Origin of the sequence: Variovorax sp. UMC13 (genome assembly GCF_014170375.1) — a bacterium.
GTDB lineage: Bacteria > Pseudomonadota > Gammaproteobacteria > Burkholderiales > Burkholderiaceae_C > Variovorax.
In genome coordinates this window covers 165,092-186,018 of the sequence record NZ_LZZW01000015.1, presented here as the reverse complement: position 1 = coordinate 186,018, position 20,927 = coordinate 165,092, and the positions used below count along the sequence as shown (strand labels likewise).

Sequence of the window (20,927 nt, the reverse complement as noted above, 5' to 3'; positions counted from 1 at the left end):
TTTCTGCCAACTGATGGTGAAAATCCGCCACGAGGCGCGCGGCCTGCCCGCCGTGGCGGGCTCGCAGGCGGCGTGCGTGCCGGCCGGGCGCAGGGGCGTGCCACCGGGCACCTAAAATTCCCGCCATGACTTTCATCGAACAACTGCGCGCCGCGGAACTGCAGAACCGCTCTCTCCTGTGCGTGGGGCTCGATCCCGAACCGACCCGCTTCCCGGCCCGCCTCAAGGGCGACGCCAACAAGATCTACGATTTCTGCGCCCGCATCGTCGACGCGACCGCCGACCTGGCGATCGCCTTCAAGCCGCAGATCGCCTACTTCGCGGCCCACCGCGCCGAGGGCCAGCTGGAGCGGCTGATGGAGCACATCCGCCGCGTCGCGCCGCAGGTGCCGATCATCCTGGACGCCAAGCGCGGCGACATCGGCTCCACCGCCGAGCAGTACGCGATCGAGGCCTTCGAGCGCTACGGCGCCGATGCGGTCACGCTGTCGCCCTTCATGGGCTTCGATTCGGTCGCCCCCTACCTCAAGTACCAGGGCAAGGGCGCCTTCCTGCTGTGCCGCACCAGCAACCCGGGTGGTGCCGACCTGCAGGGCCAGCGCCTGGCCAGCGTCGAGGGCGAGCCCCTGCTGTACGAGCATGTCGCGCGGCTGGCGCAAGGCCCGTGGAACCTCAACGGCCAGCTCGGCCTGGTGGTGGGCGCCACCTACCCGGCCGAGATCGAGCGCGTGCGCGAGCTCGCGCCCACCGTGCCGCTGCTGATCCCGGGCGTCGGCGCCCAGGGCGGCGATGCGGTCGCGACGGTGCGTGCCGGCTGGCGCGCCGACGCGCCGATCATCGTCAACTCCTCGCGCGCGATCTGCTACGCCTCGGACGGCGACGATTTCGCCGACGCGGCCCGGCGCGAGGCGATGCGCACCCGCGACGGGCTCGAGGCCGCCAAGGGCTGAGCGCCACTTTCCCGCGCAGGCGCGCACCCGTCGCGCCGCAGCCGTTGCTCCCGAAGCGTTATGTCAGAATGAATACAACGCTTGCAGGAGACCGACGACATGCGCAGGGCCCCTTCTCTTCTGATTTCCGCTGGCGCCGCTGCGGCCCTGATGCTGCTGCTGGGCGGCTGCGGTGGCGGCAACCACGGTGGCGGCTTCACGGCCGCGCCGGTGCAGCCGACCGCGCCGACGCCCGATCCGGCGCCCCAGCCTGAACCCGCACCGGCGGCGAGCTTCCAGCTCGGCGGCGCGGTCGACCATCCGGCCAGGCTCGACGTGGCGGCGCTGTCGGCGCGCCCCGCGGTCCCGCAGTCGGTGGCCTACAGCAGCGGCAGCGGCGCCCAGACGCGCAGCTACGTCGGCGTCGACCTGTGGTCGCTGCTCGTCGACGCCGGCCTGCAGGCCGACCCGGCGCGCAAGAACGACCTGCTGAGCCGCTACGTGCTGGCCACCGGCGCCGACGGCTACAAGGTGGTCTTCGCGCTGGGCGAGCTCAACCCCGATTTCGGCCGCAAGGGCAGCACGGTCGCGTACGCCGACACCGCCTCGGGCACCGCGGTGCCGCTGAGCGCGGCCGACGGCCCGTTCCGCGTCACCGCCCCGGGCGACGTCAAGGGCGGGCGCTACGTGTCGAACCTGGTGCGCCTGGACGTGGCCGCGTCGGCGGCGACGGCGGTGGGCAGCGGCGGCGGCATCTCGAGCGGCTTCGCGGTGTCCGGCGCGGTCGTCGGCGCGCCGGTGCAGTTCGACCTGGCGGCCCTGCAGAAGCTGGCGCCCACGACGCAGGTGGTGGGCACCGACACCTACGTCGGCGTGAGCCTCTGGACGCTGCTAAACAACACCCTCGGCCTGAGCGTGCCGCCGGGCTCGAAGAACGCGTCGCTCGCCATGTACGCGGTGGCCACCGGCAGCGACGGCTACCGCGCGACCGTGTCGCTGGGCGAGATCGATCCGGGCTTCGGCAACAAGCCGGCGCTGGTGGCCTACGAACTCAACGGCGCGCCGCTGGGCGCCAGGGGCGTCGCGCGGCTGGTGGTGCCGGGCGACCTCAAGGCCAGCCGCTCGGTCTCGAACCTGGTGGCGATCGAGGTCTTCGCGGCGCCGTCCGCACCCTGAGCCGTGCCGCCGCGGCAGCGGGCGGAGGAGTAACCTCGGCGCCACGCCGACGAAACCTGCCCCGCGCCCATGTCCACTTCGCCTTCCCCCGCACCGCCTGCCCGGCCCGAGTTCCGCTTTCGCATGCGCATCACGGTGGGCGACGCGATCGCGATCGGCCCCGGCAAGGTGCAATTGCTCGAGGCGATCCTGGAGACCGGCTCACTGACCGCCGCCGCCAAGCGCATCGACATGTCTTATCGCCGCGCCTGGGTGCTGGTCAACGAGCTCAACACCGCCCTGAAGGCGCCGGCGGTCGAGTCCGGCAAGGGCGGCGGCAACGGCGGCGGCAGCATCCTGACGCCGGTGGGCCTGCAGGTGATCGAGCACTACCGCGCCATCGAAGCCCGGGCCGCGGCCGCCTGCGCGGCGGAGATCCGTTCGCTCACCGCGCTGTTCGGCCCCGACAAGGGCTGAGGCGAGGCGCCTGCCGCCTCAGGCGGTGAACAGCCGCCCCGACTCGACCGGCTTGCTGAACAGCCAGCCCTGCGCCATCGCCTGCGGCGCCAGCGCCAGGAAGTACGCGGCCTGCTGCTCTTCCTCGATGCCCTCGATCACGATGCTCAGGCCCAGCACCTCGGCCATGGCCACGATCTGCGGCGCGATGGTGTCCTTGTCGCTCTGGTCGTGCAGGGCCTGCATGAAGGTGCGGTTGATCTTGATCGCGTCCACCCGCAGCCGCGAGAGGTACGAGAGGCTCGAGTAGTCGGTGCCGAAGTCGTCGATGTAGACCTTGTGGCCGGCCTCGCGCAGCCTGGCGATGGACTTGCCCAGTTCGCGGCTGTTGGCCGTGGTGCGCTCGGTGAGCTCGAGCCCGATGCTGGACGAGGGCAGGCCGGCCTCCTGCAGGCGCGCGCTCAGGTAGGGCAGGAAGGCGCTGTCGAGGATGTCGCTGGCGGCGACGTTGATCGTCACCTGGAAGTCGGGGCGCCGGCGCAGGTCCTCGCCCAGCTCGTCCAGCACGCGGTGGATCACGAAGCGCGTCACCTGGCCGATGAAGCCTTCGTGCTCGGCGGCGCTGATGAAGGCGTCGGGGCTGACCGGCTTGCCGGTCGCGTCGGTCCAGCGCAGCAGGGCCTCGGCGCCGACCTGGCGGCGGTCGGACAGCCGCACGATCGGCTGGTAGACGATCTTCAGCTGGCCCGAGCGCATCGCCAGGCGCAGCTGCTTGCCGAGCGACTTCGAACGTCCGATCGCGATGCTGGCGGCAAAGCCGCCGCTCAGGCCGATCAGCAGGCCGAAGACGGCGAACTCGAGCATCACCGGCGAGTGCAGGATCGACGCGGGCTGGCGCAGCGCCGCCACGATGCAGGAGGAGTGGGCGCTCGAGCACCGCACCTCGTAACGCTTGCCCTGCAACTCGAGCGGTTCGCCCGACTCCAGCGTCACGCCCTCCAGCGGCAGGCGCGGGCCGGCGGAGTTCAGGGCGCGCAGCGGCGGCAGGCGGCCGCTGACCACCGCATAGTCCAGCCGCGGGTCCGCCGTCTCGAGGTAGGCCTGGGCATTGACGCCGACGGCCGCGCTGCGCTGCTGCATCAGCAGCGCCCGTGCGCCGGGCACGCCGGCCTGCGGCGCATTGAAGCTCATGCGCTGGCCCTGCTGGTTCACCACGTCGACCGGCGGCGCCGGCTCCGGCGGGTCGATCGCGCCCACGGTGGAGCTGCAGTAGATCTCGCCGTCGCGCAGCCGCGCGGCACTCTTCAGGTAGCGCGAGGCCAGCACGATGCGCCGAAGCCGCGAGACCTCGGCCGCCGTGCAGGCGCCGCTCCTGACGCTGTCGATCTCCACCAGGGCGGCCACCGCTTCGGAGGTGATCTGGTCGGAGCGCGCGATGTAGGTCTCGGCCATTTCGGCCGCATCGGCGTACTGCTGGCGCCGCACCGTCCATTCGCCGACGGCCAGCGCCAGCGCGATCGCGATCGCCGCGCCGCAGGCCATCGACACCACCGTCCGCGTGAGCGGCCTTCGCATCATGAAGCGTGCCCGGCAAAGAGGGCGATGTCAGGCTGGCGGGTGTCGGCCGGACAGGAGGATGCAGGGCGCATGGTGCAGCAGGTGTCTTGTAGGTATAGGCAGGGCGATGGCATCGGTCGGCCGCGCCGGCTGCAGGGCAAGGGACCTCGCCCTTTTCTCCACCGCCCTCGCCGATCGACACCACGGCGGCGCCATTCTCGATCAGATCATGTCAAGAATTGTGTGCATTGGCGCGGGAGGTGGGGCATTTGACACAGGATGCGGCCTTCCGATGAGGCGGAAAGAACTCTTTTCGCGCGAAATGGCGTCAATAGTGTGGCGGCAATTCGTCACCCGGGTCCCGGGGGCCGCCCGAACCCGCCTCGGGCATCTGCCGGCGCAGCTGGATCAGCTGCTGCGACAGGCTGTCGATCTGCTGCTGCTGCCGGTAGATCGTGAGGTTCAGCTGGTCGAGCAGGTCGTCGGTGAAGCTGGCCTTGATCTCGAGATCGTCGAGTCGGTGTTCGGGGGTGCGGGGATGTGCCATGGCCGTATTGGACAGGAAGGGCGGCGGGCGCCCCGCCCCCTCCTTCACACCGGGCTCGAGCGCAGCCCGTAGGCCTTGCCGGCCACGAACAGGTACTCCACGCGCATCACGGCCTCGCCGGCCTCGTCCTTGGTGGTGAAGCCGACGGCCGACACCGTCTCGCCGACCTTGATCTCCGCCACCTGCCACGCCGCCATGCGGGTGAGCGGCGCGAGCTCCAGTTCCCACCGCCGGTCCTTGCGCCGGGGCAGGGCGGCCCGGGCCAGCAGGCCGGGGCCGTCGACACCGGCGCTCTGGGCCGGCAGCGGGCGCTGCTTCAGGTCGGGCGGCAGCACGAGCTCGGGGCGCCGCTCGATCAACAGTTCGGCATGCGGGTTCTGCCACTTGCTCTGAACCACCCTGCCTTCGAGGTAGATCGGCTTTTCCTGGTCGAAGCTGCTCCAGCCGTGGTGGGCCCAGGCGGAGGGGGGTGTGGCCAGTGCCACGGCAAGGGGCGTGGCGGCGGCCACGAGGGCGAATCGGCGGCGGGACATCGACATGGCGGCACTCCTTGGACGGGGATGGAACATCGAATCAGTAGGCGATCCAGCGTCCGCAGACGACGACGCCGAGCCAGACCGCAGTGGACACCAGCATCTGAATCCGCGCCATCAGGTCGAGTTTCTGCAGCGATCCGCGGCCATGGAACCAGGCCGCGTTGCAGCCGGCCGTGGCGAGCAGGCCCATCTTCCAGACGAAGCTCCGGTTGGCCAGCAGTTCGGCCGCCTGGGTGGCGAACATCAGCAGCCCGCTGGCGGCGGCCAGGCCGAAGCCGGCGAGTGCGATGCCGAGCGAGAGGCGCGCCAGGGCCCGCACCGGCAGGGCCGCGGCTCCGCCCCAGACGCGGATCTCCAGCGCCACCAGGTTGCCCAGCAGCAGGGCGATGCCGACGATGTGCACGACCTCCAGGGCCGGATAGGCCCAGGCGCTGGATCGGAGTTCGCTGAACATCGCGCGATTCTCCGCTCAGCCCCGCTTCGAGCGCCCGCGCCCCTCGGCCTTGGCCAGGTAGAGCGCCCGGTCGGCGCGGTCGATGGTCTGCTCCACGGTGTCGTCCGGGCGGTGGCGGCTGATGCCGGCCGAGAAGTCGAGCCGCAGCGCGGGCACGGTGGGCGAAATCCGGAGATCCTTCAGCTGCGTGCGCAGGCGCTCGATGCCGGCCTCGGGCAAGCTGTCGGGCGCATCGGGCAGCAGCAGCAGGAACTCCTCGCCGCCCCAGCGCGCCAGCGTGTCGCTCTCGCGCAGCACGCCGCGGGCGAGCTGGGCGAAGCCGTGCAGCACCTCGTCGCCGACGCCGTGGCCCCACTGGTCGTTGATGCGCTTGAAGTGGTCCAGGTCGATCAGCGCGATCGAGAACGAGGCGGCCTCGCTGCGCCGGTGCAGGTCGGCCTGGTGCTGCAGCAGCTGCGTCGCGTGGCGGCGGTTGACCAGCCCGGTGAGGTGGTCGTGCGAGGCCAGCCGGCGCATGTGGTCGTGGGCGGCCGCGATCTCCCGGGCCCGCTCCTCCAGCAGCAGGTTGGCGCGCTGCCGTCCTTCGTAGTCGCCCGCGACCAGCCGGATGATGCGCTGCGCGTAGAAGAAGAACACCACGAAGACGGCCGCCAGCGCCCAGTTCGAATAGCCGCCCTGCCAGGCCATGAGCAGCGCCGTCGGGCCCAGCAGCAACGGCGGGTACCAGCGGGCCAGCGTCGCATCGACCGCCATGATCGCGCAGGCGCCGGCGGCGAGGCCGATGGTGGCCATCAGCATGAGCCAGCGAACGTTGTCGGCTTCGGCGGTGCCGAAGATGCAGGCGCACAGCAGGCCCCAGTAGCCCTGGTAGCCCCAGGCGGCCCAGCGGAAGCCGCGTTGCGCGCTGCCGAAGTTGTGCGCCGCTGCACGCTCCAGGTCGAACTCCAGGTAGAGCCGGCCGGCCGCGCCCAGCACCAGGCCGCAGGCGTGCAGCAGCACCATCGCCATATGGTTGGCCGAATAGCCGCCGGCCTGCGTGAGCACGATCCAGAACAGCGGGTAGAGGAACAGACCGCTGCGCGAGCGTGCCGCGGCGTCGCGCAGGCGCTGCAGCAGGTAGGACGGTGGCAACTCGGCGGGGCTGCGCATGGCCTGGACCTGGGGGCGGCGCGCGCGGTCCGGACTCAGGTCCGGGCCGGGGCGCCGAGGCGCTCGGACACGGCGCGCGCGCAGGCCCGCAGCGGCTGCGCCACCGCGCCGTCCCAGCGCGTGTCGAAGATGCCCGTGGGGCCGATGGCGGTGACGGCCAGCACGATCGCGCCGGTGTGGTCGAACACCGGCGCGGCCATGGCGCTCACGCCCGGGATCACCTCGTTCTCCGAGCGGCTCGCGCCCTGGGCGCGCACTTCGGCGCGCTCGGCCTCGAAGGCGCTCCAGCCGGGCAGCGGCTGCACCGGCGGCATGCCGGCGCGGGCGTCGTCCTCGGGCTTGCGCTGCTTCTCGCGCCGCCGTTCGTCCTCCAGCATGGCCTTGACCTGGGCCGCCGGCAGGTAGGCCGCGAACAGCCGGCCCGAGGCGGTGCGGGTCAGCGAGAACACCGTGCCGTGCCGCAGGCTCACGTGCACCGGCGAGGGCGCCTCGGCGATGTGCACCATGGTCGCGCCGCGCGCGCCCCAGACGGCCAGGCCCACGGTCTGGCCGATCTGCTGCGCCAGCGGCGCCATCAGCGGCGCCGCGATGTGCACCGGCTCGGCCTGCTGCAGGCCGATCAGCCCCAGTTGCAGCGCCAGCGGTCCGAGCCGATAGTGGCCGCTGGTGCCGTCCTGCTCGATCAGGCCCAGCCGGCCGAAGCTGACCATGTAGGGATGGGCCTTGGCGGGCGTCATGTCGGCCTCGCGCGCCAGGTCCTTCAGCGCCAGCGGGCGGCCCTGGTGCACCAGCGCGCGCAGCAGCTGGCCGCCGACCTCGATGCTCTGGATGCCGCGCTGGGCCGTGCTGTCCTTGCTGCTGCTGCTGACCATCGGTCTGTGTCTCTCCGCGGTGGTTCGGGATGGGAGAGCGCATTAGACATGAACCGTGGCCCGGATTACACTGCGCGAATTCGCTCCATGCGAACGCATTTGGATTAGACGAACTTCATGACGGAGACTTCGACCATGAGCACCGACGACACCGGCGCATTGCGCTACCAGCACGGCTTCGGCAACGAGTACGCGAGCGAGGCCGTGGCCGGCGCGCTGCCGCAGGGCCGCAACAGCCCGCAGCGCGCGCCCTTCGACCTCTACCCCGAGCTGGTCTCGGGCACGGCCTTCACCGCGCCGCGCCACGCCAACCGCCGCAGCTGGCTCTACCGCCGCCAGCCCTCGGTGGTGTCGGGCCGCTACCAGCCCTACGCGCAGACGCACTGGGAGACCGGCGCCAACCGCGACATGGCGCTGCCGCCCGAGCCGCTGCGCTGGCATCCGATCCCCTTCGAGGCCGGCGCGGCCGAGGCCGACTTCGTCGACGGCATGCACACGCTGGCCGCCAACGGCGACGCCGAGACGCAGGTCGGCGTGGCCGCGCATGTCTACCTCGCCGGCCAATCGATGGGCCGCCGCGCCTTCGTCAATGCCGACGGCGAGATGCTGCTGGTGCCGCAGCAGGGCCGGCTCGTGATCACCACCGAGATGGGCGTGCTGGAGGTCAAGCCGGGCGAGATCGCGGTGCTGCCGCGCGGCGTGGCCTTCAAGGTCGCGCTGCCCGATTCGGAGGCGGGCGCGGGCCCGTCGCGCGGCTATGTGTGCGAGAACTACGGCGCGCAGTTCCGGCTGCCCGAGCTGGGCCCGATCGGTTCCAACGGCCTGGCCAACGCGCGCGACTTCCAGGCGCCGGTGGCGGCCTACGAGGACGCCGACGCGCCCGGTGGCGCCTACGAGGTGGTCAAGAAGTTCGGCGGTCGCTTCTGGCGCGCGCCGATGAAGCAGTCGCCCTTCAACGTGGTGGCCTGGCACGGCAACCTGGCGCCGGTGAAGTACGACACGGCCCATTTCATGACCATCGGCTCGATCAGCTTCGACCATCCGGACCCGTCGATCTTCACCGTGCTGACCTCGCCCAGCGACACGCCCGGCACCGCCAACTGCGACTTCGTGATCTTCCCGCCGCGCTGGCTGGTCATGGAGGACACCTTCCGTCCGCCGTGGTACCACCGCAACCTGATGAGCGAGTTCATGGGCCTGGTCTACGGCCAGTACGACGCCAAGCCGGGCGGCTTCAAGCCCGGCGGCGCGAGCCTGCACAACCCGATGGTGCCGCACGGCCCCGACGAGGAGGCCTTCGACAAGGCCAGCCACGCCGACCTGAAGCCGCACAAGCTCGACCACACGCTGGCCTTCATGTTCGAGAGCCGCTACCGTTTCATTCCCACGCCCTTCGCCATGCAGAGCCCGGCGCTGGACGATGCCTACGCCGACTGCTGGGCGGGCCTGGGCGACCTGTTCCAGAAGCCCTGAGCCCGTTCGCGACCCATTTCCAACAAAGAGACACATGACCTTCACGCCCTCCCGCCGCGCCACCTTCGCTGCCCTCATCGCCACCGCCTGGATCGGCCTGCCTTTCGCCGCGCAGGCGGTCGACTATCCGAGCAAGCCGATCCGCTTCGTCGTGCCCTACACGGCCGGCGGCACCACCGACTTGGTGGCGCGCACCGTGGGCCAGAAGGTCTCGGAGAAGCTGGGCCAGCCGGTGATCATCGACAACCGCGCGGGGGCCGGCGGCAACATCGGCATGGACGCGGTGGCCAAGGCGCCGGCCGACGGCTACACCATCGGCTTCGGCGCGATCTCGACCAATGCGCTCAACCCGCACATCTACAAGTCGATGGCCTTCGACCCGCGCAAGGACTTCAGCGCCATCAGCCTGCTGGGCACCTCGACCATCGTGCTCGAAGTGCCGGCGGCCTCGCCCATCCAGAGCGTGGCCGAGCTGATCGCCGCGGCGAAGAAGAACCCCGGCCTGCCCTACGCCACCGCGGGCGCCGGCACCTCGATGAACCTGGCCGGCGTGATGTTCGCGCAGATGACCGGCACCGAGCTCACGCATGTCGCCTACAAGGGCAGCGGCCCGGCCATCAACGACATGCTGGGCAACACCATCGGCGTGATGTTCGACAACCTGCCGGCCTCGCTGCCGCACATCCAGGCCGGCAAGCTGCGCGCGCTGGCCGTGGCCGGCCCGGCGCGTTCGCCCGCGCTGCCCAACGTGCCGACCATCGCCGAGGCCGGGCTCAAGGGCTATGCGCTCGATCCCTGGTTCGGCGTCTACGGCCCGGCCCACCTGCCGGCGCCGATCGTCAAGGCGCTCAACCAGGCCTTCGTCGAGGCGCTGGCCCTGCCCGAGGTCAAGGACAAGCTCACGCAGGCTGGCTTCACGCCGCGCAGCTCGACCGCCGAGGCATTGAACCAACTGACCCAATCCGAATACCAACGCCTGGGCGATGTCGCCCGCAAGGCCGGCATGTCCGCAGACTGAAAGAACCCATGACCGCACTCAACGCCACCCACGACCCGAAGCTGCGCAGCTGGGTCGAATCCGCCCACGTCGCGGGCACCGACTTCCCGATCCAGAACCTGCCCTTCGGCCGCTTCCGGCCGGCCGGCACCGACGAGGACTTCCGCATCGGCGTGGCCATCGGCGACCAGGTGCTGGACCTGAAGGCCGCCAAGGTGGTCGACCACGCCGACATGAACCGGCTGATGGCGGCAACGCCCGCGGAGCGCGTGGCCTTGCGCGCGGCGCTGTCCGAAGGCCTGCAGGAAGGCAGCCCCAAGCAGGGCGAGTGGGAGATCGCGCTGTATCCGCAGTCGGCGGTCGAGATGGCGCTGCCCTGCCGCATCGGCGACTACACCGACTTCTACACCGGCATCCACCACGCCACCACGGTCGGCAAGCTGTTCCGCCCCGACCAGCCGCTGATGCCCAACTACAAGTGGGTGCCCATCGGCTACCACGGCCGGGCCTCGTCGATCGCGGTCAGCGGCCAGCAGTTCAAGCGGCCGCAGGGCCAGACGAAGGCGCCCGATGCGGCCGAGCCCAGCTTCGGTCCGTCAAAGCGGCTCGATTACGAGCTCGAGCTCGGCTTCCTGATCGGCCAGGGCAACGCACTGGGCGAACCGATCGCCATCGGCGAGGCCGAGCAGCACCTGTTCGGCGTGACCCTGCTCAACGACTGGTCGGCGCGCGACCTGCAGGCCTGGGAGTACCAGCCGCTGGGCCCCTTCCTGGCGAAGAACTTCGCCTCCACGCTGTCGCCCTGGATTGTCACGATGGAAGCGCTCGCGCCCTTCCGCGCGAAATTCGAGCGCCCCGCGGGCGACCCGCAGCCGATGGCCTACCTCGACTCGCCCGCCAACCGCGAGGGCGGCGCGCTCGACGTCACGCTCGAGGTCTGGCTGCACACCGCGAAGATGCGCGCAGCCGGCGAGCCCGCCACCCGCCTCACGCGCGGCAACACCACGCAGGCGGCCTACTGGACCGCGGCGCAGCTGGTCACGCATCACACGGTCAACGGCTGCAACCTGCAGCCGGGCGACCTGCTGGGCTCGGGCACGCTCTCGGGCCCGACGCTGGAAGAGGCCGGCTCGCTGCTCGAACTGACCTTCGGCGGCAAGCAGCCGCTCACCCTGCCCAACGGCGAGCGCCGCACCTTCCTCGAGGACGGCGACACGCTCACGCTGCGCGGCTACTGCGAACGCGCGGGCGCGGTGCGCATCGGGCTGGGCGAGGTCAGCGGCACGGTGCTGCCGAGCGCGGCGACTCGCTAGGGCTTGGCGCCGGTGCTGCCCGAGGCGGCCCGGCTCGCGTCCAGGTGGTTCTTGGCCCGCTCGGCCAGCGCCATCTCGCCCGGCGTGGCCGGCGTGAAGGCGTTCACCGGCATCGGCTGGCCGTGCGAATCGACCGAGACGAAGACGATCAGGCACTCGGTGGTGGTCTGCATGCCGCCGCCCTTCATGTCGCCGCTGCGCACTTCCACCGAGATGTTCATGCTGGTCTTGCCGGTGTAGGCCATGCGTGCCTCGACCTCGACCAGGTCGCCGATCATGATCGGCCGGTGGAAGCGGATGCTGCCGATGAACACCGTGACGCAGTAGCGCTTGGACCAGCTGGTGGCGCAGGCGTAGCCGGCCTCGTCGATCCATTTCATGACGGTGCCGCCGTGGACCTTGCCGCCGAAGTTGACGGTGCTGGGTTCGGCCAGGAAGCGCAGGGTGATGGAGGACATGTTCTGTTCGCCGAAGCGTGGGTCGTGGGTTGGGGGCACCGGGGAGCGGATTATGTCGGGCGGAAGCCCGTCGCGCACGATGGGCTGTCGTCCTATGGCGTCGGCGCCCTGCCGCGGCAAAGCTCGCAGCGATGAACGCCGCCGCCCTCGCCGCCTGGTTCGCCGCCCGCGGCTGGAAGCCCTTCGCCTTTCAACGCGCGGTATGGAAGGCCGTGGCGGCCGGGGAATCCGGCCTGCTGCATGCCACCACGGGCGCGGGCAAGACCTATGCCGTCTGGCTGGCGGCGCTCGCGGCCTTCGTGCAGAAAAAGAAGGCTTCGCCAGCGAAGAGCACCCGCCGCCCGCTGGCCCCGCCGCTCACCGTGCTCTGGATCACCCCCATGCGCGCGCTGGCCGCCGACACTTTGCGCGCGCTGCAGCAGCCGCTCGAGGCGTTGGCGCCCGACTGGTCGGCCGGCGCGCGCAGCGGCGACACCGCCGCGGCCGAGCGCAGCGCGCAGAACCAGCGCCTGCCCACGGTGCTCGTGACCACGCCCGAGAGCCTGTCGGTGCTGCTGTCGCGCGCCGATGCGGCCGAGGTGCTGGGCACGGTGCGCATGGTGGTGGTCGACGAGTGGCACGAGCTGCTGGGCAACAAGCGCGGCGTGCAGGTGCAGCTGGCGCTGGCGCGGCTGCGGCGCTGGAACCCGGCCCTGTGCGTGTGGGGCATGTCGGCCACCCTGGGCAACCTGGACGAGGCCATGCACACGCTGCTCGGGCACGACCGGGGCACGCTGGTGCAGGGCCAGGTGCCCAAGCCACTGGTCATCGATTCGCTCTTGCCCGGCCGCGCCGAGCGCTTCCCCTGGGGCGGGCACCTGGGCCTCACGATGCTGCCGCAGGTGGTGGACGAGATCGCGCGCAGCAGCACCACGCTGGTCTTCACCAACACGCGCTCGCAGGCCGAGATCTGGTACCACGCGATCCTCGAGGCGAAGCCCGAGTGGGCCGGCGTGATCGCGCTGCACCACGGCTCGCTCGACCGCGCGGTGCGCGAGTGGGTCGAGGCCGGGCTCAAGAGCGGCGAACTGCGCGCGGTGGTCTGCACCTCCAGCCTGGACCTGGGCGTGGACTTCCTGCCGGTCGAGCGCGTGCTGCAGATCGGCTCGCCCAAGGGCGTGGCGCGGCTGCTGCAGCGCGCCGGGCGTTCGGGCCATGCGCCGGGCCGGCCCTCGCGCATCACGCTGGTGCCCACGCACAGCATCGAGATGGTCGAGGGCGCGGCCGCGCGCGAGGCCATCGCGGCCGGCCACATCGAGGCGCGCCGCACGCCCGCGCAGCCGCTCGACGTGCTGGTGCAGCACCTGGTCACGGTGGCGCTGGGCGGCGGCTTCGTGCCGGAGGATCTGTACGCGGAAGTGCGCAGCACCGCCGCCTACGCCCAGCTGTCGCGCGAGAGCTGGGACTGGTGCCTGGCCTTCGTGCGCCAGGGCGGCCCCTCGCTCGCGGCCTATCCCGACTACCAGCGCGCGGTGCCCGATGCCGACGGCACCTGGCGCGTGCCCGATGCGCGGCTGGCGCGCCGCCATCGCATGAACATCGGCACCATCGTGAGCGACGCCAGCATGACGGTGCAGTACATCGGCGGGGCCAAGCTGGGCAGCGTGGAAGAGAGCTTCGCGGCGCGCATGAAGCCCGGCGACTGCTTCCTGTTCGGCGGCCGCATGCTCGAGCTGGTGCGCATCCGCGAGATGACGGCCTGGGTGCGGCGCGCGAGCGGCAAGCGGCCCGCGGTGCCGCGCTGGAACGGCGGGCGCATGCCGCTGTCGACCACGCTGGCCGATGCCGTGGTGCAGCAGCTCGCGCTGGCGGGCGCGGGCCGCTACGACACGCCCGAGCTGCAGTGCGTGCGGCCGCTGCTCGAGATCCAACAGCAGTGGTCGGCGCTGCCGACGCCGCAGACCCTGCTGGCCGAGGTGCTCAAGACGCGCGAGGGCTGGCACCTGTTCCTCTATCCCTTCGCCGGCCGGCAGGTGCACCTGGGGTTGGCCAACCTGCTGGCCTGGCGGGTGGCGCAGCACACGCCGCGCACCTTCTCGATCGCGGTCAACGACTACGGCTTCGAGCTGCTCTGCGCCACCGAACTCGACTGGCCCGCGCTGCTGCCCGAGGTGCTGCGCGCCGGCCACGACGCGCAGGCGCAGGATGCGATCGCGCACCACGACGCCGAGGCCGCGCTGTTGCACGAGGTGCTGGCCAGCCTCAACGCCAGCGAACTCGCACAGCGCCGCTTTCGCGAGATCGCCCGGGTGTCGGGGCTGATCTTCCAGGGCTACCCGGGCGAGAAGCGCAGCAACCGGCAGCTGCAGGCCTCTTCCTCGCTGTTCTGGGAGGTGTTCCGCAAGTACGACCCGGCCAACAAGCTGCTGCTGCAGGCCGAGCAGGAACTGCTGGCGCAGGAGCTGGAGATCGGCCGGCTGCGCGCCAGCCTCGAGCGCATGGCGACGCAGCGCCTGGTGGTGCAGCCCCTCGCGCGGCCCACGCCCTTCGCGTTCCCGCTGATAGTCGAGCGCTTTCGCGAGAAGCTCAGCAACGAGAGCGTGGCCGACCGCATCGCGCGCATGGTGGCCCAGCTGGAAAAAGCCGCGGGCGGCGCGGTGCCGGTGGGCGGCGTCGAATCGGTGGAGCGCGCCCTGGTCTACGGCGAAGAGCGCAGTGCCTTGGCCTCGGACAGGCGGCCACGGCGCGCGCGCAAGGTGTCGCGGCCGCTGCCGCCCCTATGAAGCAGAATCTCGGACCCCCTGCGCCGCCGCAGGCCCTCCCCACACCGCACCCACCGCCCCATGATCACCTGCCATCTCCGCTATGTCATCGACCCGGCCAAGCTCGAGGAATTCGAGCACTACGGCCGGCTCTGGATCCCGCTGGTGCGCAAGTTCGGCGGCATCCACCACGGCTACCTGCTGCCCTCCGAAGGCGCCAACAACATCGCGCTGGCCTCCTTCTCCTTTCCCTCGCTGGCGGCCTACGAGGCCTACCGCATCCAATCCTTCGAGGACGCCGAGTGCCAGGCCGCGTTCCGCTATGCGGCGGAGACGCGCTGCATCCTCAGCTACGAGCGCAGCTTCTTCCGGCCGGTTTTCGACTGAGACGGCACGGCTCGTTTAAGCTGGCGCCATGAGCAGCCTCAACCCCAAGACCTACGATTCCGTTCCCTCGCGCAAGGTGGCCTTCCTCGGCCTGGGCGTGATGGGCTTCCCCATGGCCGGCCACCTCGCCAAGGCTGGCCACAGCGTGACGGTCTACAACCGTTCGCCGGCCAAGTCGGCCGCCTGGGCCACCGAGTTCGGCGGCCGGAGCGCCGCCACCCCGCGCGAGGCCGCCGCCGGTGCGGAGATCGTGTTCTGCTGCGTGGGCAACGACGACGACCTGCGCTCGGTGGTGCTGGGCGACGACGGCGCCTTCGCCGGCATGGCCCGGGGCGCGGTCTTCGTCGACCACACGACGGCCTCGGCCGACGTCGCGCGCGAGCTGTCCAAGGCCGCGCTCGAACGCGGCCTGCAGTTCATCGACGCGCCGGTCTCCGGCGGCCAGGCGGGTGCGCAGAACGGCGCGCTCACCGTCATGTGCGGCGGCGACGCCGCCACCTTCGCACAGGTGCAGCCGGTGGCCACGGCCTTCGCGCGCGCCGTCACGCTGCTGGGCGAGAGTGGCGCGGGCCAGCTGGCGAAGATGGTCAACCAGATCTGCATCGCGGGCCTGGTGCAGGGCCTGTCCGAGGCCATCGCCTTCGGCCAGCGCGCCGGCCTCGACATGGAAGCCGTGCTGGGCGTGATCAGCAAGGGCGCGGCCCAGAGCTGGCAGATGGAGAACCGTGGCAAGACCATGATCCAGGGCAAGTTCGACTACGGCTTCGCGGTCGACTGGATGCGCAAGGACCTGGGCTTGGTGCTCGACGAGGCCAAGCGCAACGGCGCGCGCGTGCCGGTGACCGCGCTGGTCGACCAGTTCTATGCCGACGTGCAGCAGGCCGGCGGCGCGCGCTGGGACACCTCGAGCCTGATCACGCGGCTGCGCTGAGGCGCGCCCCGGAGGCTTCGTACACTGGGGCATGACCTCCAGTTCCGCACCGCAAGACCCCCACCTCTGGCTCGAAGACATCGACGGCGATGCGCCGCTCGCCTGGGTGCGCGCCCAGGACGCGCGCTCCGTGCAGCAGTACGCACAGTCGCCCGCCTTCGAGTCGCTTCGGCAGGGCATCCTCGAGGTGCTCGATTCCGAGGCACGCATCCCGATGGTCGACAAGATCGGCCCGCGCTTCTTCTACAACTTCTGGCGCGACAAGGCGCATCCCAAGGGCGTGTGGCGTCGCACCACGCTGGCGGAGTACCGCCTGCCGCAACCGGCCTGGGAGACCGTGCTCGACATCGACGCGCTGGCCGCGGCCGAAGGCGAGAACTGGGTCTGGCACGGCGCCGACTGCCTCGATCCCGATCCCCTGCGCTGCATGGTCTCGCTGTCGCGCGGCGGCGCCGATGCCGAGGTGCTGCGCGAGTTCGACCTCCAGACCCTGCGCTTCGTCGAGGGCGGCTTCGCGCTGCCCGAGGCCAAGAGCCAGGTGGCCTGGCAGGACATCGACCACCTCTACGTGGCGACCGACTTCGGCCCCGGCTCGATGACCGAGTCCAGCTACCCGCGCATCGTCAAGCTCTGGCGACGCGGCACGCCGCTGGCCAGCGCCGTGGTGGTCTACGAGGGCCGGCACGAGGACATGTCGGTCGGCGCCTGGCGCGACAACACGCCCGGCTTCGAGCGCGACTTCGTCTCGCGCCAGATCGACTTCTACGACAGCCAGACCTGGCTGCGCCATGCCGACGGCACACTGGCCAGGATCGATGTGCCCGACGACGCGCTGGTCGACATCACGCGCGAATGGCTGCTGGTCGAGCCGCGCAGCGACTGGACCGTGGGCGGCGCGACCCACGCCGCGGGCTCGCTGCTGGCCGCGCGCTTCGACGACTGGATGGCGGGCCGGCGCGAACTCACGGTGCTGTTCGCGCCCGACGCGCACAGCGCGCTGGACAGCCATTCATGGACCCGCCACCACCTGATCCTCAACGTGATGCACGACGTGGTGAATCGGCTCGAGCTGCTCACGCCGCCGGCCGGGGGCACGGGGGCCTGGACCCGCCAGGGCCTGGGCGGCGCCCCGGCGCTGTCGACCATCGACGCGGGCGCCATCGACGAGTACGAGAACGACGACTACTTCCTCACCGTGAGCGGCTTCCTGCAGCCGACCACGCTCTACATCGGCACCGTCGGCCAGGGCGAGCCGCAGGCGCTCAAGCACAGCCCGGCCTTCTTCGACGCCGCGCGCTACCGCGTGGGCCAGCACTTCGCGACCTCCAAGGACGGCACGCGCGTGCCCTATTTCGAGATCGCATCGAAGGACCTGCAGGCCGACGGCACGAACCCCACGCTGCAGTACGCCTACGGCGGCTTCGAGATCTCGCTGCAGCCCAGCTACGGCGGCGGCATCGGCCGCGCCTGGCTGGAGCAGGGCGGCGTGTATGTGGTCGCCAACGTGCGCGGGGGCTCGGAGTACGGCCCGCGCTGGCACCAGGCGGCCTTGCAGGAAAACCGGCTGCGCAGCTGCGAGGATTTCGCGGCCGTGTCCGAGGACCTGATCGCGCGCGGCATCACCTCGCCCGCGCACCTCGGCGCGATGGGCGGCAGCAACGGCGGCCTGCTGGTGGGCAACATGCTCACGCTGTACCCGCAGCTCTACGGCGCGGTGGTGAGCGAGGTGGCGCTGCTCGACATGCGGCGTTACACGCAGCTGTCGGCGGGTGCTTCGTGGATCGCGGAATACGGCGATCCGGAGGTGCCCGAGGAATGGGAGTTCATCCAGGCCTTCTCGCCCTACGAGAACGCGCGCGCGGGCCAGCCGTATCCGCCCGCGCTGTTCACCACCTCCACCCGCGACGACCGCGTGGGGCCGGCGCATGCCCGCAAGATGCAGGCGAAGATGCTGGCGCTGGGCCACGATGCGAGCTTCTTCTACGAGAACCTCGACGGCGGCCACAGCGCGGCCACGGACAACAAGGACGCCGCCTTCATGGACGCGCTGGGCTATGCCTTCCTGTGGCGGCACCTGGGCCGCGCCGGCGCTAAGGACTGATCCCCAGGCCGCGCTGCAGGCCGCGCAGGTCGTCGAGCAGCAGTTGCAGCGGCGCGGCCAGCAAGGCGTGCGCGGGCGTGGCGGCCCGCTGCGCGAGCGCCGCCAGGTCGGCGTCGCCCCGGCCTGCCATCGCCTCGGCCAGGCCCGCCACCGCCGCGCTGGCGGCCTGTGCGGCGTCCTGCCAGCCGCGGTCGGCCGGCGTGTCCGGCGCCAGCCGCAGCACCCGGTCCAGCACGACGGCGTCCTGGACGATGCGCGCCGTCAGCCGCGCCTTGTCGCGGTAGGCGCGCGAACGGCCGTCGGCCGTGCCCCGGCGCCACCAGCGGGCTTCGAGGTCGGCACTGCCGGCCAGCAGCGCCAACCGCCTCAGCGCCGCGCGCGTGGCCGCGTCGGCCGGCGCGGGCCGCGGCAGCCTGGCCATGCGTTGCGCGACGCCGCGCAGCAGCGCGGCGCAGCCGGCGTCGCAACGCGCGCCCGCGTGGTACTCCGACAGGAAGGTCGAGACCGCCAGCGCCACGCCCACGCCGATGCCGATCTGCAGCATGCGCAGCAGCGCCACCTGCAGCGCGGGATGGCCCGGGAGGGATTCGGCCGAGAGCACGATCAGCGCCGCGACCGGCGCGCTGCGCCAGCCGGGCAGCGCCGCGCCGGCCAGGGACAGCAGCAGGACGATGCCCAGCGTGCCGGCCAGCGCGGGCAGGCCGTGGTGCAGCAGGAAGAGGCCCGCCAGGCCGCACAGCGCGCCGGCCGCGGTGCCGCGCACACGTTCCCAGCCGGCGTCGAGCGTGGCGCCGGCGCTCGGGCGCATGACGATCAGCACGCTCATCACCGACCAGAAGCGCTCGGGCAGGCCCAGGGCGGCGGACAGGCCCCAGGCCAGCGCCACCGCCGCCGCCAGCGGCAGGCCCGGCCGCCAGAAGCCGGCCAGGCGCCGCAGGGCCGGGGCGCCGCTCATGGCGGCCCGGTGCCGTCGAGCGAAGCGGCGAGGCCGTCGATCAGCCCGCAGGCCTGCATCAACAGGGCTTGCTGCTCGGCACCGAGCGCGGCGATGGCGGCGGCCAGCGCGGCCTCGCGCGCGCGCATCAGCGCCTGGAGCCGGCGCCGGCCCTCGGGGGTCAGCGCCAGCAGGGACTGGCGCCCGTCGCTCGGGTGTGCGCTGCGGTCGATCCAGCCTTCGGCTTCGAGCGTCGCGAGCAGCCGGGTCAGCGACTGCAGCTTGACGCGTTCGAGCGCCGCCAGCGCCGTGGGCGTGCTGGGCCCCTGCCGGTGGAGTTGGCCCAGCACGCTGAGCTGGGCGACGCTCGGGCCGTCGGGCGTGGCGCCGCGCAGTTGCCGGGCCAGTTGCGACACCGCACTGCGAAGACGCGCGGCGCACAGCGCCGGATCGGGAGAGGTGGAGGACACGTCTGGATTGTAAGACGCATCTTAATAAATGACTCGCCCCCTGGAGGGCGACACCCGCAGCCCGGCAAAGCCGATCCTGCGGTGTGCCTGGAACGGGGTCCGGGGTTTAGCGGACCGGGGAGACGGTCGCGCCGCCCGTGGCCGGAGCGGTCTTGAGCGGCTCCATCGGCGGCAGCGGGACGCGCGAGCTGCTGTTCGTCGAAGCCGCCGGTGCCGTGTTCTGCTGCGTGCCGCCCGAGGTCGCCTGGTTGGCGAGTTCGGCTTCGGTGATCACCTCGACCACCCGCACCACCTTCTGCACGCCGGACACGCCGCGCGTGATGTCGGTGGCGCGGTCGATCTCGCGCCGCGTGGCCAGGCCCATCAGGTAGACCACGCCGCTGTCGGTCACGATCTTGAAGGAGTTGGCGAACAGGTCCTTGGCGTCCAGCAGCGAGGCCTTGACCTTGCCGGTGATGAAGGTGTCGTTGGAGCGCTGCTGGAAGGAGCGCGACGGGCCGACCTGGATCTCGTTGACCACGTTGCGCACGTTGTCCACGCCCTGCACCGCGGCTTCGGCCCGGCGGCGGTCGTCGGCGTTGCCCACGGTGCCGGTCAGCAGCATCTGGCGGTTGAAGCTGGTCACGCTGACGTACATCTGGTCGTTGGCGATCTCGCGGATGCGCGAGGCCGCGCGCAGCTCGATGCCCTGGTCGTCGAGCTGCGCGCCCGAGGTGCGGCGGTCGGTCGCGACCAGTCCGGCGCCCACGGCGGCCCCGCCGACCACCAGCGGCACGCAGGCCGAGAGCGCGGCTGCCAGCGCGGCGCCGGCGGTGAGGGTCAGCACGAGGCGGGGGATCGATGAGGTCTTCATGTGAAAGCTTCCTGTTCTCCGAGTAACTGGGCGTCCACGCCGTCGCACAGGCAGTGCAGCGCGAGCAGGTGGATTTCATGGATGCGCAACGCACGTTCGTGCGGCACGGAAACCTGGACATCGGTCTCGCGCAGCGCGCGGCCGACCGACCCGCCGTTGGCGCCCAGCAGGGCCACCACCGTCATGTCGCGCGAATGGGCGGCCTCGACCGCGGCCAGCACGGCGGCGGACTTGCCGCTCACGCTCAGCGCCAGCAGCACGTCGCCGCCCTGGCCCAGCGCGCGCACCTGGCGCGCGAAGCGGTCGGGGTCGGCGGCTTCGGCGGTGTCGGCCGTGGGGTCGGTGGCATCGCCTGTCAGGGCGATGGCGGCCAGCTCGGGCCGTTCGCGCTCGAAGCGGCCGACGAACTGCGAGGCGAACTGCGCGGCCAGCAGGCCGGACACGCCGGCGCCGCACGCGAGGATCTTGCCGCCGCTGGTCACGCAGGCCAGCACGGCCTGCATCGCTTGGGAGATGGGTTTGCTGAGCACCGGGCCCGATTGGTACTTGAGGTCGGCGCTGTCGATGAAGTGCTGCTGTATGCGTTGCTCGAGCATGGGCGGTGATGATAGCCG

The 20,927-nt window shown here is 71.5% G+C and carries 21 protein-coding genes; 10 read left to right on the top strand and 11 right to left on the bottom strand.

The window, feature by feature from the left end; genetic code table 11:
* Window positions 1-125: 125 nt before the first annotated feature.
* From pyrF to A9977_RS12960, 3 genes are all read left to right on the top strand, one after another.
* The gene (gene pyrF / locus A9977_RS12970) at window positions 126-950 is read left to right on the top strand and encodes an orotidine-5'-phosphate decarboxylase (protein WP_183025248.1); all 825 of its coding nucleotides are present in this window, start codon (window positions 126-128) and stop codon (window positions 948-950) included.
* Between the two features lie 99 nt (window positions 951-1,049).
* Entirely contained in the window at window positions 1,050-2,105 is a 1,056-nt protein-coding gene (locus A9977_RS12965; RefSeq protein WP_183025247.1) for a molybdopterin-dependent oxidoreductase, read from the top strand.
* Between the two features lie 69 nt (window positions 2,106-2,174).
* A complete protein-coding gene (locus A9977_RS12960) occupies window positions 2,175-2,561 on the top strand; it encodes a winged helix-turn-helix domain-containing protein (RefSeq protein WP_183025246.1) in 387 nt (128 codons plus the stop codon).
* Between the two features lie 18 nt (window positions 2,562-2,579).
* On the opposite strand, the gene A9977_RS12955 is transcribed toward A9977_RS12960, so the two are convergent.
* The 6 genes from A9977_RS12955 to A9977_RS12930 form a co-directional block, all read right to left on the bottom strand.
* On the bottom strand, window positions 2,580-4,118 hold the full coding sequence (locus tag A9977_RS12955) for an EAL domain-containing protein (protein WP_183025245.1): 1,539 nt from the start codon (window positions 4,116-4,118) through the stop codon (window positions 2,580-2,582).
* Window positions 4,119-4,425: 307 nt separating this feature from the next.
* A complete protein-coding gene (locus A9977_RS12950; protein ID WP_183025244.1) occupies window positions 4,426-4,644 on the bottom strand; it encodes a SlyX family protein in 219 nt (72 codons plus the stop codon).
* 44 nt (window positions 4,645-4,688) lie between these two features.
* A complete protein-coding gene (locus tag A9977_RS12945; protein WP_183025243.1) occupies window positions 4,689-5,183 on the bottom strand; it encodes a DUF6152 family protein in 495 nt (164 codons plus the stop codon).
* Between the two features lie 34 nt (window positions 5,184-5,217).
* Entirely contained in the window at window positions 5,218-5,634 is a 417-nt protein-coding gene (locus A9977_RS12940; protein WP_183025242.1) for a hypothetical protein, read from the bottom strand.
* A gap of 15 nt (window positions 5,635-5,649) precedes the next feature.
* A complete protein-coding gene (locus tag A9977_RS12935; RefSeq protein WP_183025241.1) occupies window positions 5,650-6,783 on the bottom strand; it encodes a diguanylate cyclase in 1,134 nt (377 codons plus the stop codon).
* A gap of 35 nt (window positions 6,784-6,818) precedes the next feature.
* On the bottom strand, window positions 6,819-7,655 hold the full coding sequence (locus A9977_RS12930) for an IclR family transcriptional regulator (RefSeq protein WP_183025240.1): 837 nt from the start codon (window positions 7,653-7,655) through the stop codon (window positions 6,819-6,821).
* A gap of 135 nt (window positions 7,656-7,790) precedes the next feature.
* Here A9977_RS12930 and hmgA point away from each other — a divergent pair, with 135 nt between their 5' ends.
* From hmgA to fahA, 3 genes are read left to right on the top strand one after another with little or no spacing between them, the layout of a single operon-like run.
* A complete protein-coding gene (gene hmgA / locus A9977_RS12925) occupies window positions 7,791-9,128 on the top strand; it encodes a homogentisate 1,2-dioxygenase (RefSeq protein WP_183025239.1) in 1,338 nt (445 codons plus the stop codon).
* A 34-nt stretch (window positions 9,129-9,162) separates the two neighbouring features.
* The gene (locus tag A9977_RS12920) at window positions 9,163-10,146 is read left to right on the top strand and encodes a tripartite tricarboxylate transporter substrate binding protein (RefSeq protein WP_183025238.1); all 984 of its coding nucleotides are present in this window, start codon (window positions 9,163-9,165) and stop codon (window positions 10,144-10,146) included.
* 8 nt (window positions 10,147-10,154) lie between these two features.
* A complete protein-coding gene (gene fahA, locus A9977_RS12915) occupies window positions 10,155-11,438 on the top strand; it encodes a fumarylacetoacetase (RefSeq protein WP_183025237.1) in 1,284 nt (427 codons plus the stop codon).
* Here the strand turns inward: fahA and A9977_RS12910 are convergent.
* A complete protein-coding gene (locus tag A9977_RS12910; RefSeq protein ID WP_183025236.1) occupies window positions 11,435-11,896 on the bottom strand; it encodes an acyl-CoA thioesterase in 462 nt (153 codons plus the stop codon). The genes fahA and A9977_RS12910 overlap by 4 nt on opposite strands.
* Window positions 11,897-12,027: 131 nt before the next feature.
* Between A9977_RS12910 and A9977_RS12905 the strand changes: the two genes are divergently transcribed.
* The 4 genes from A9977_RS12905 to A9977_RS12890 are packed head-to-tail and all read left to right on the top strand — an operon-like array spanning window position 12,028 to window position 18,056.
* A complete protein-coding gene (locus tag A9977_RS12905; protein ID WP_183025235.1) occupies window positions 12,028-14,658 on the top strand; it encodes a ligase-associated DNA damage response DEXH box helicase in 2,631 nt (876 codons plus the stop codon).
* A gap of 60 nt (window positions 14,659-14,718) precedes the next feature.
* A complete protein-coding gene (locus A9977_RS12900; protein ID WP_183025234.1) occupies window positions 14,719-15,024 on the top strand; it encodes an NIPSNAP family protein in 306 nt (101 codons plus the stop codon).
* A gap of 28 nt (window positions 15,025-15,052) precedes the next feature.
* Window positions 15,053-15,955: an NAD(P)-dependent oxidoreductase gene (locus A9977_RS12895; protein ID WP_183025233.1), complete on the top strand. Its 903-nt coding sequence runs from the start codon at window positions 15,053-15,055 to the stop codon at window positions 15,953-15,955.
* 31 nt (window positions 15,956-15,986) lie between these two features.
* Window positions 15,987-18,056, top strand: coding sequence for a prolyl oligopeptidase family protein (locus tag A9977_RS12890; protein ID WP_183025232.1), 2,070 nt, complete (start codon window positions 15,987-15,989; stop codon window positions 18,054-18,056).
* On the opposite strand, the gene A9977_RS12885 is transcribed toward A9977_RS12890, so the two are convergent.
* The 4 genes from A9977_RS12885 to A9977_RS12870 form a co-directional block, all read right to left on the bottom strand.
* Window positions 18,046-19,011: an FUSC family protein gene (locus A9977_RS12885; protein WP_183025231.1), complete on the bottom strand. Its 966-nt coding sequence runs from the start codon at window positions 19,009-19,011 to the stop codon at window positions 18,046-18,048. The genes A9977_RS12890 and A9977_RS12885 overlap by 11 nt on opposite strands.
* The gene (locus tag A9977_RS12880) at window positions 19,008-19,460 is read right to left on the bottom strand and encodes a MarR family winged helix-turn-helix transcriptional regulator (protein ID WP_183025230.1); all 453 of its coding nucleotides are present in this window, start codon (window positions 19,458-19,460) and stop codon (window positions 19,008-19,010) included. The genes A9977_RS12885 and A9977_RS12880 overlap by 4 nt, the downstream gene beginning before the upstream one ends.
* A gap of 106 nt (window positions 19,461-19,566) precedes the next feature.
* Window positions 19,567-20,313 carry a BON domain-containing protein gene (locus A9977_RS12875; protein WP_183025229.1) on the bottom strand — a complete coding sequence of 249 codons (747 nt, stop codon included), beginning with the start codon at window positions 20,311-20,313 and terminating at the stop codon, window positions 19,567-19,569.
* On the bottom strand, window positions 20,310-20,909 hold the full coding sequence (locus A9977_RS12870) for an SIS domain-containing protein (protein ID WP_183025228.1): 600 nt from the start codon (window positions 20,907-20,909) through the stop codon (window positions 20,310-20,312). The genes A9977_RS12875 and A9977_RS12870 overlap by 4 nt, the downstream gene beginning before the upstream one ends.
* Between the last annotated feature and the right edge of the window lie 18 nt (window positions 20,910-20,927).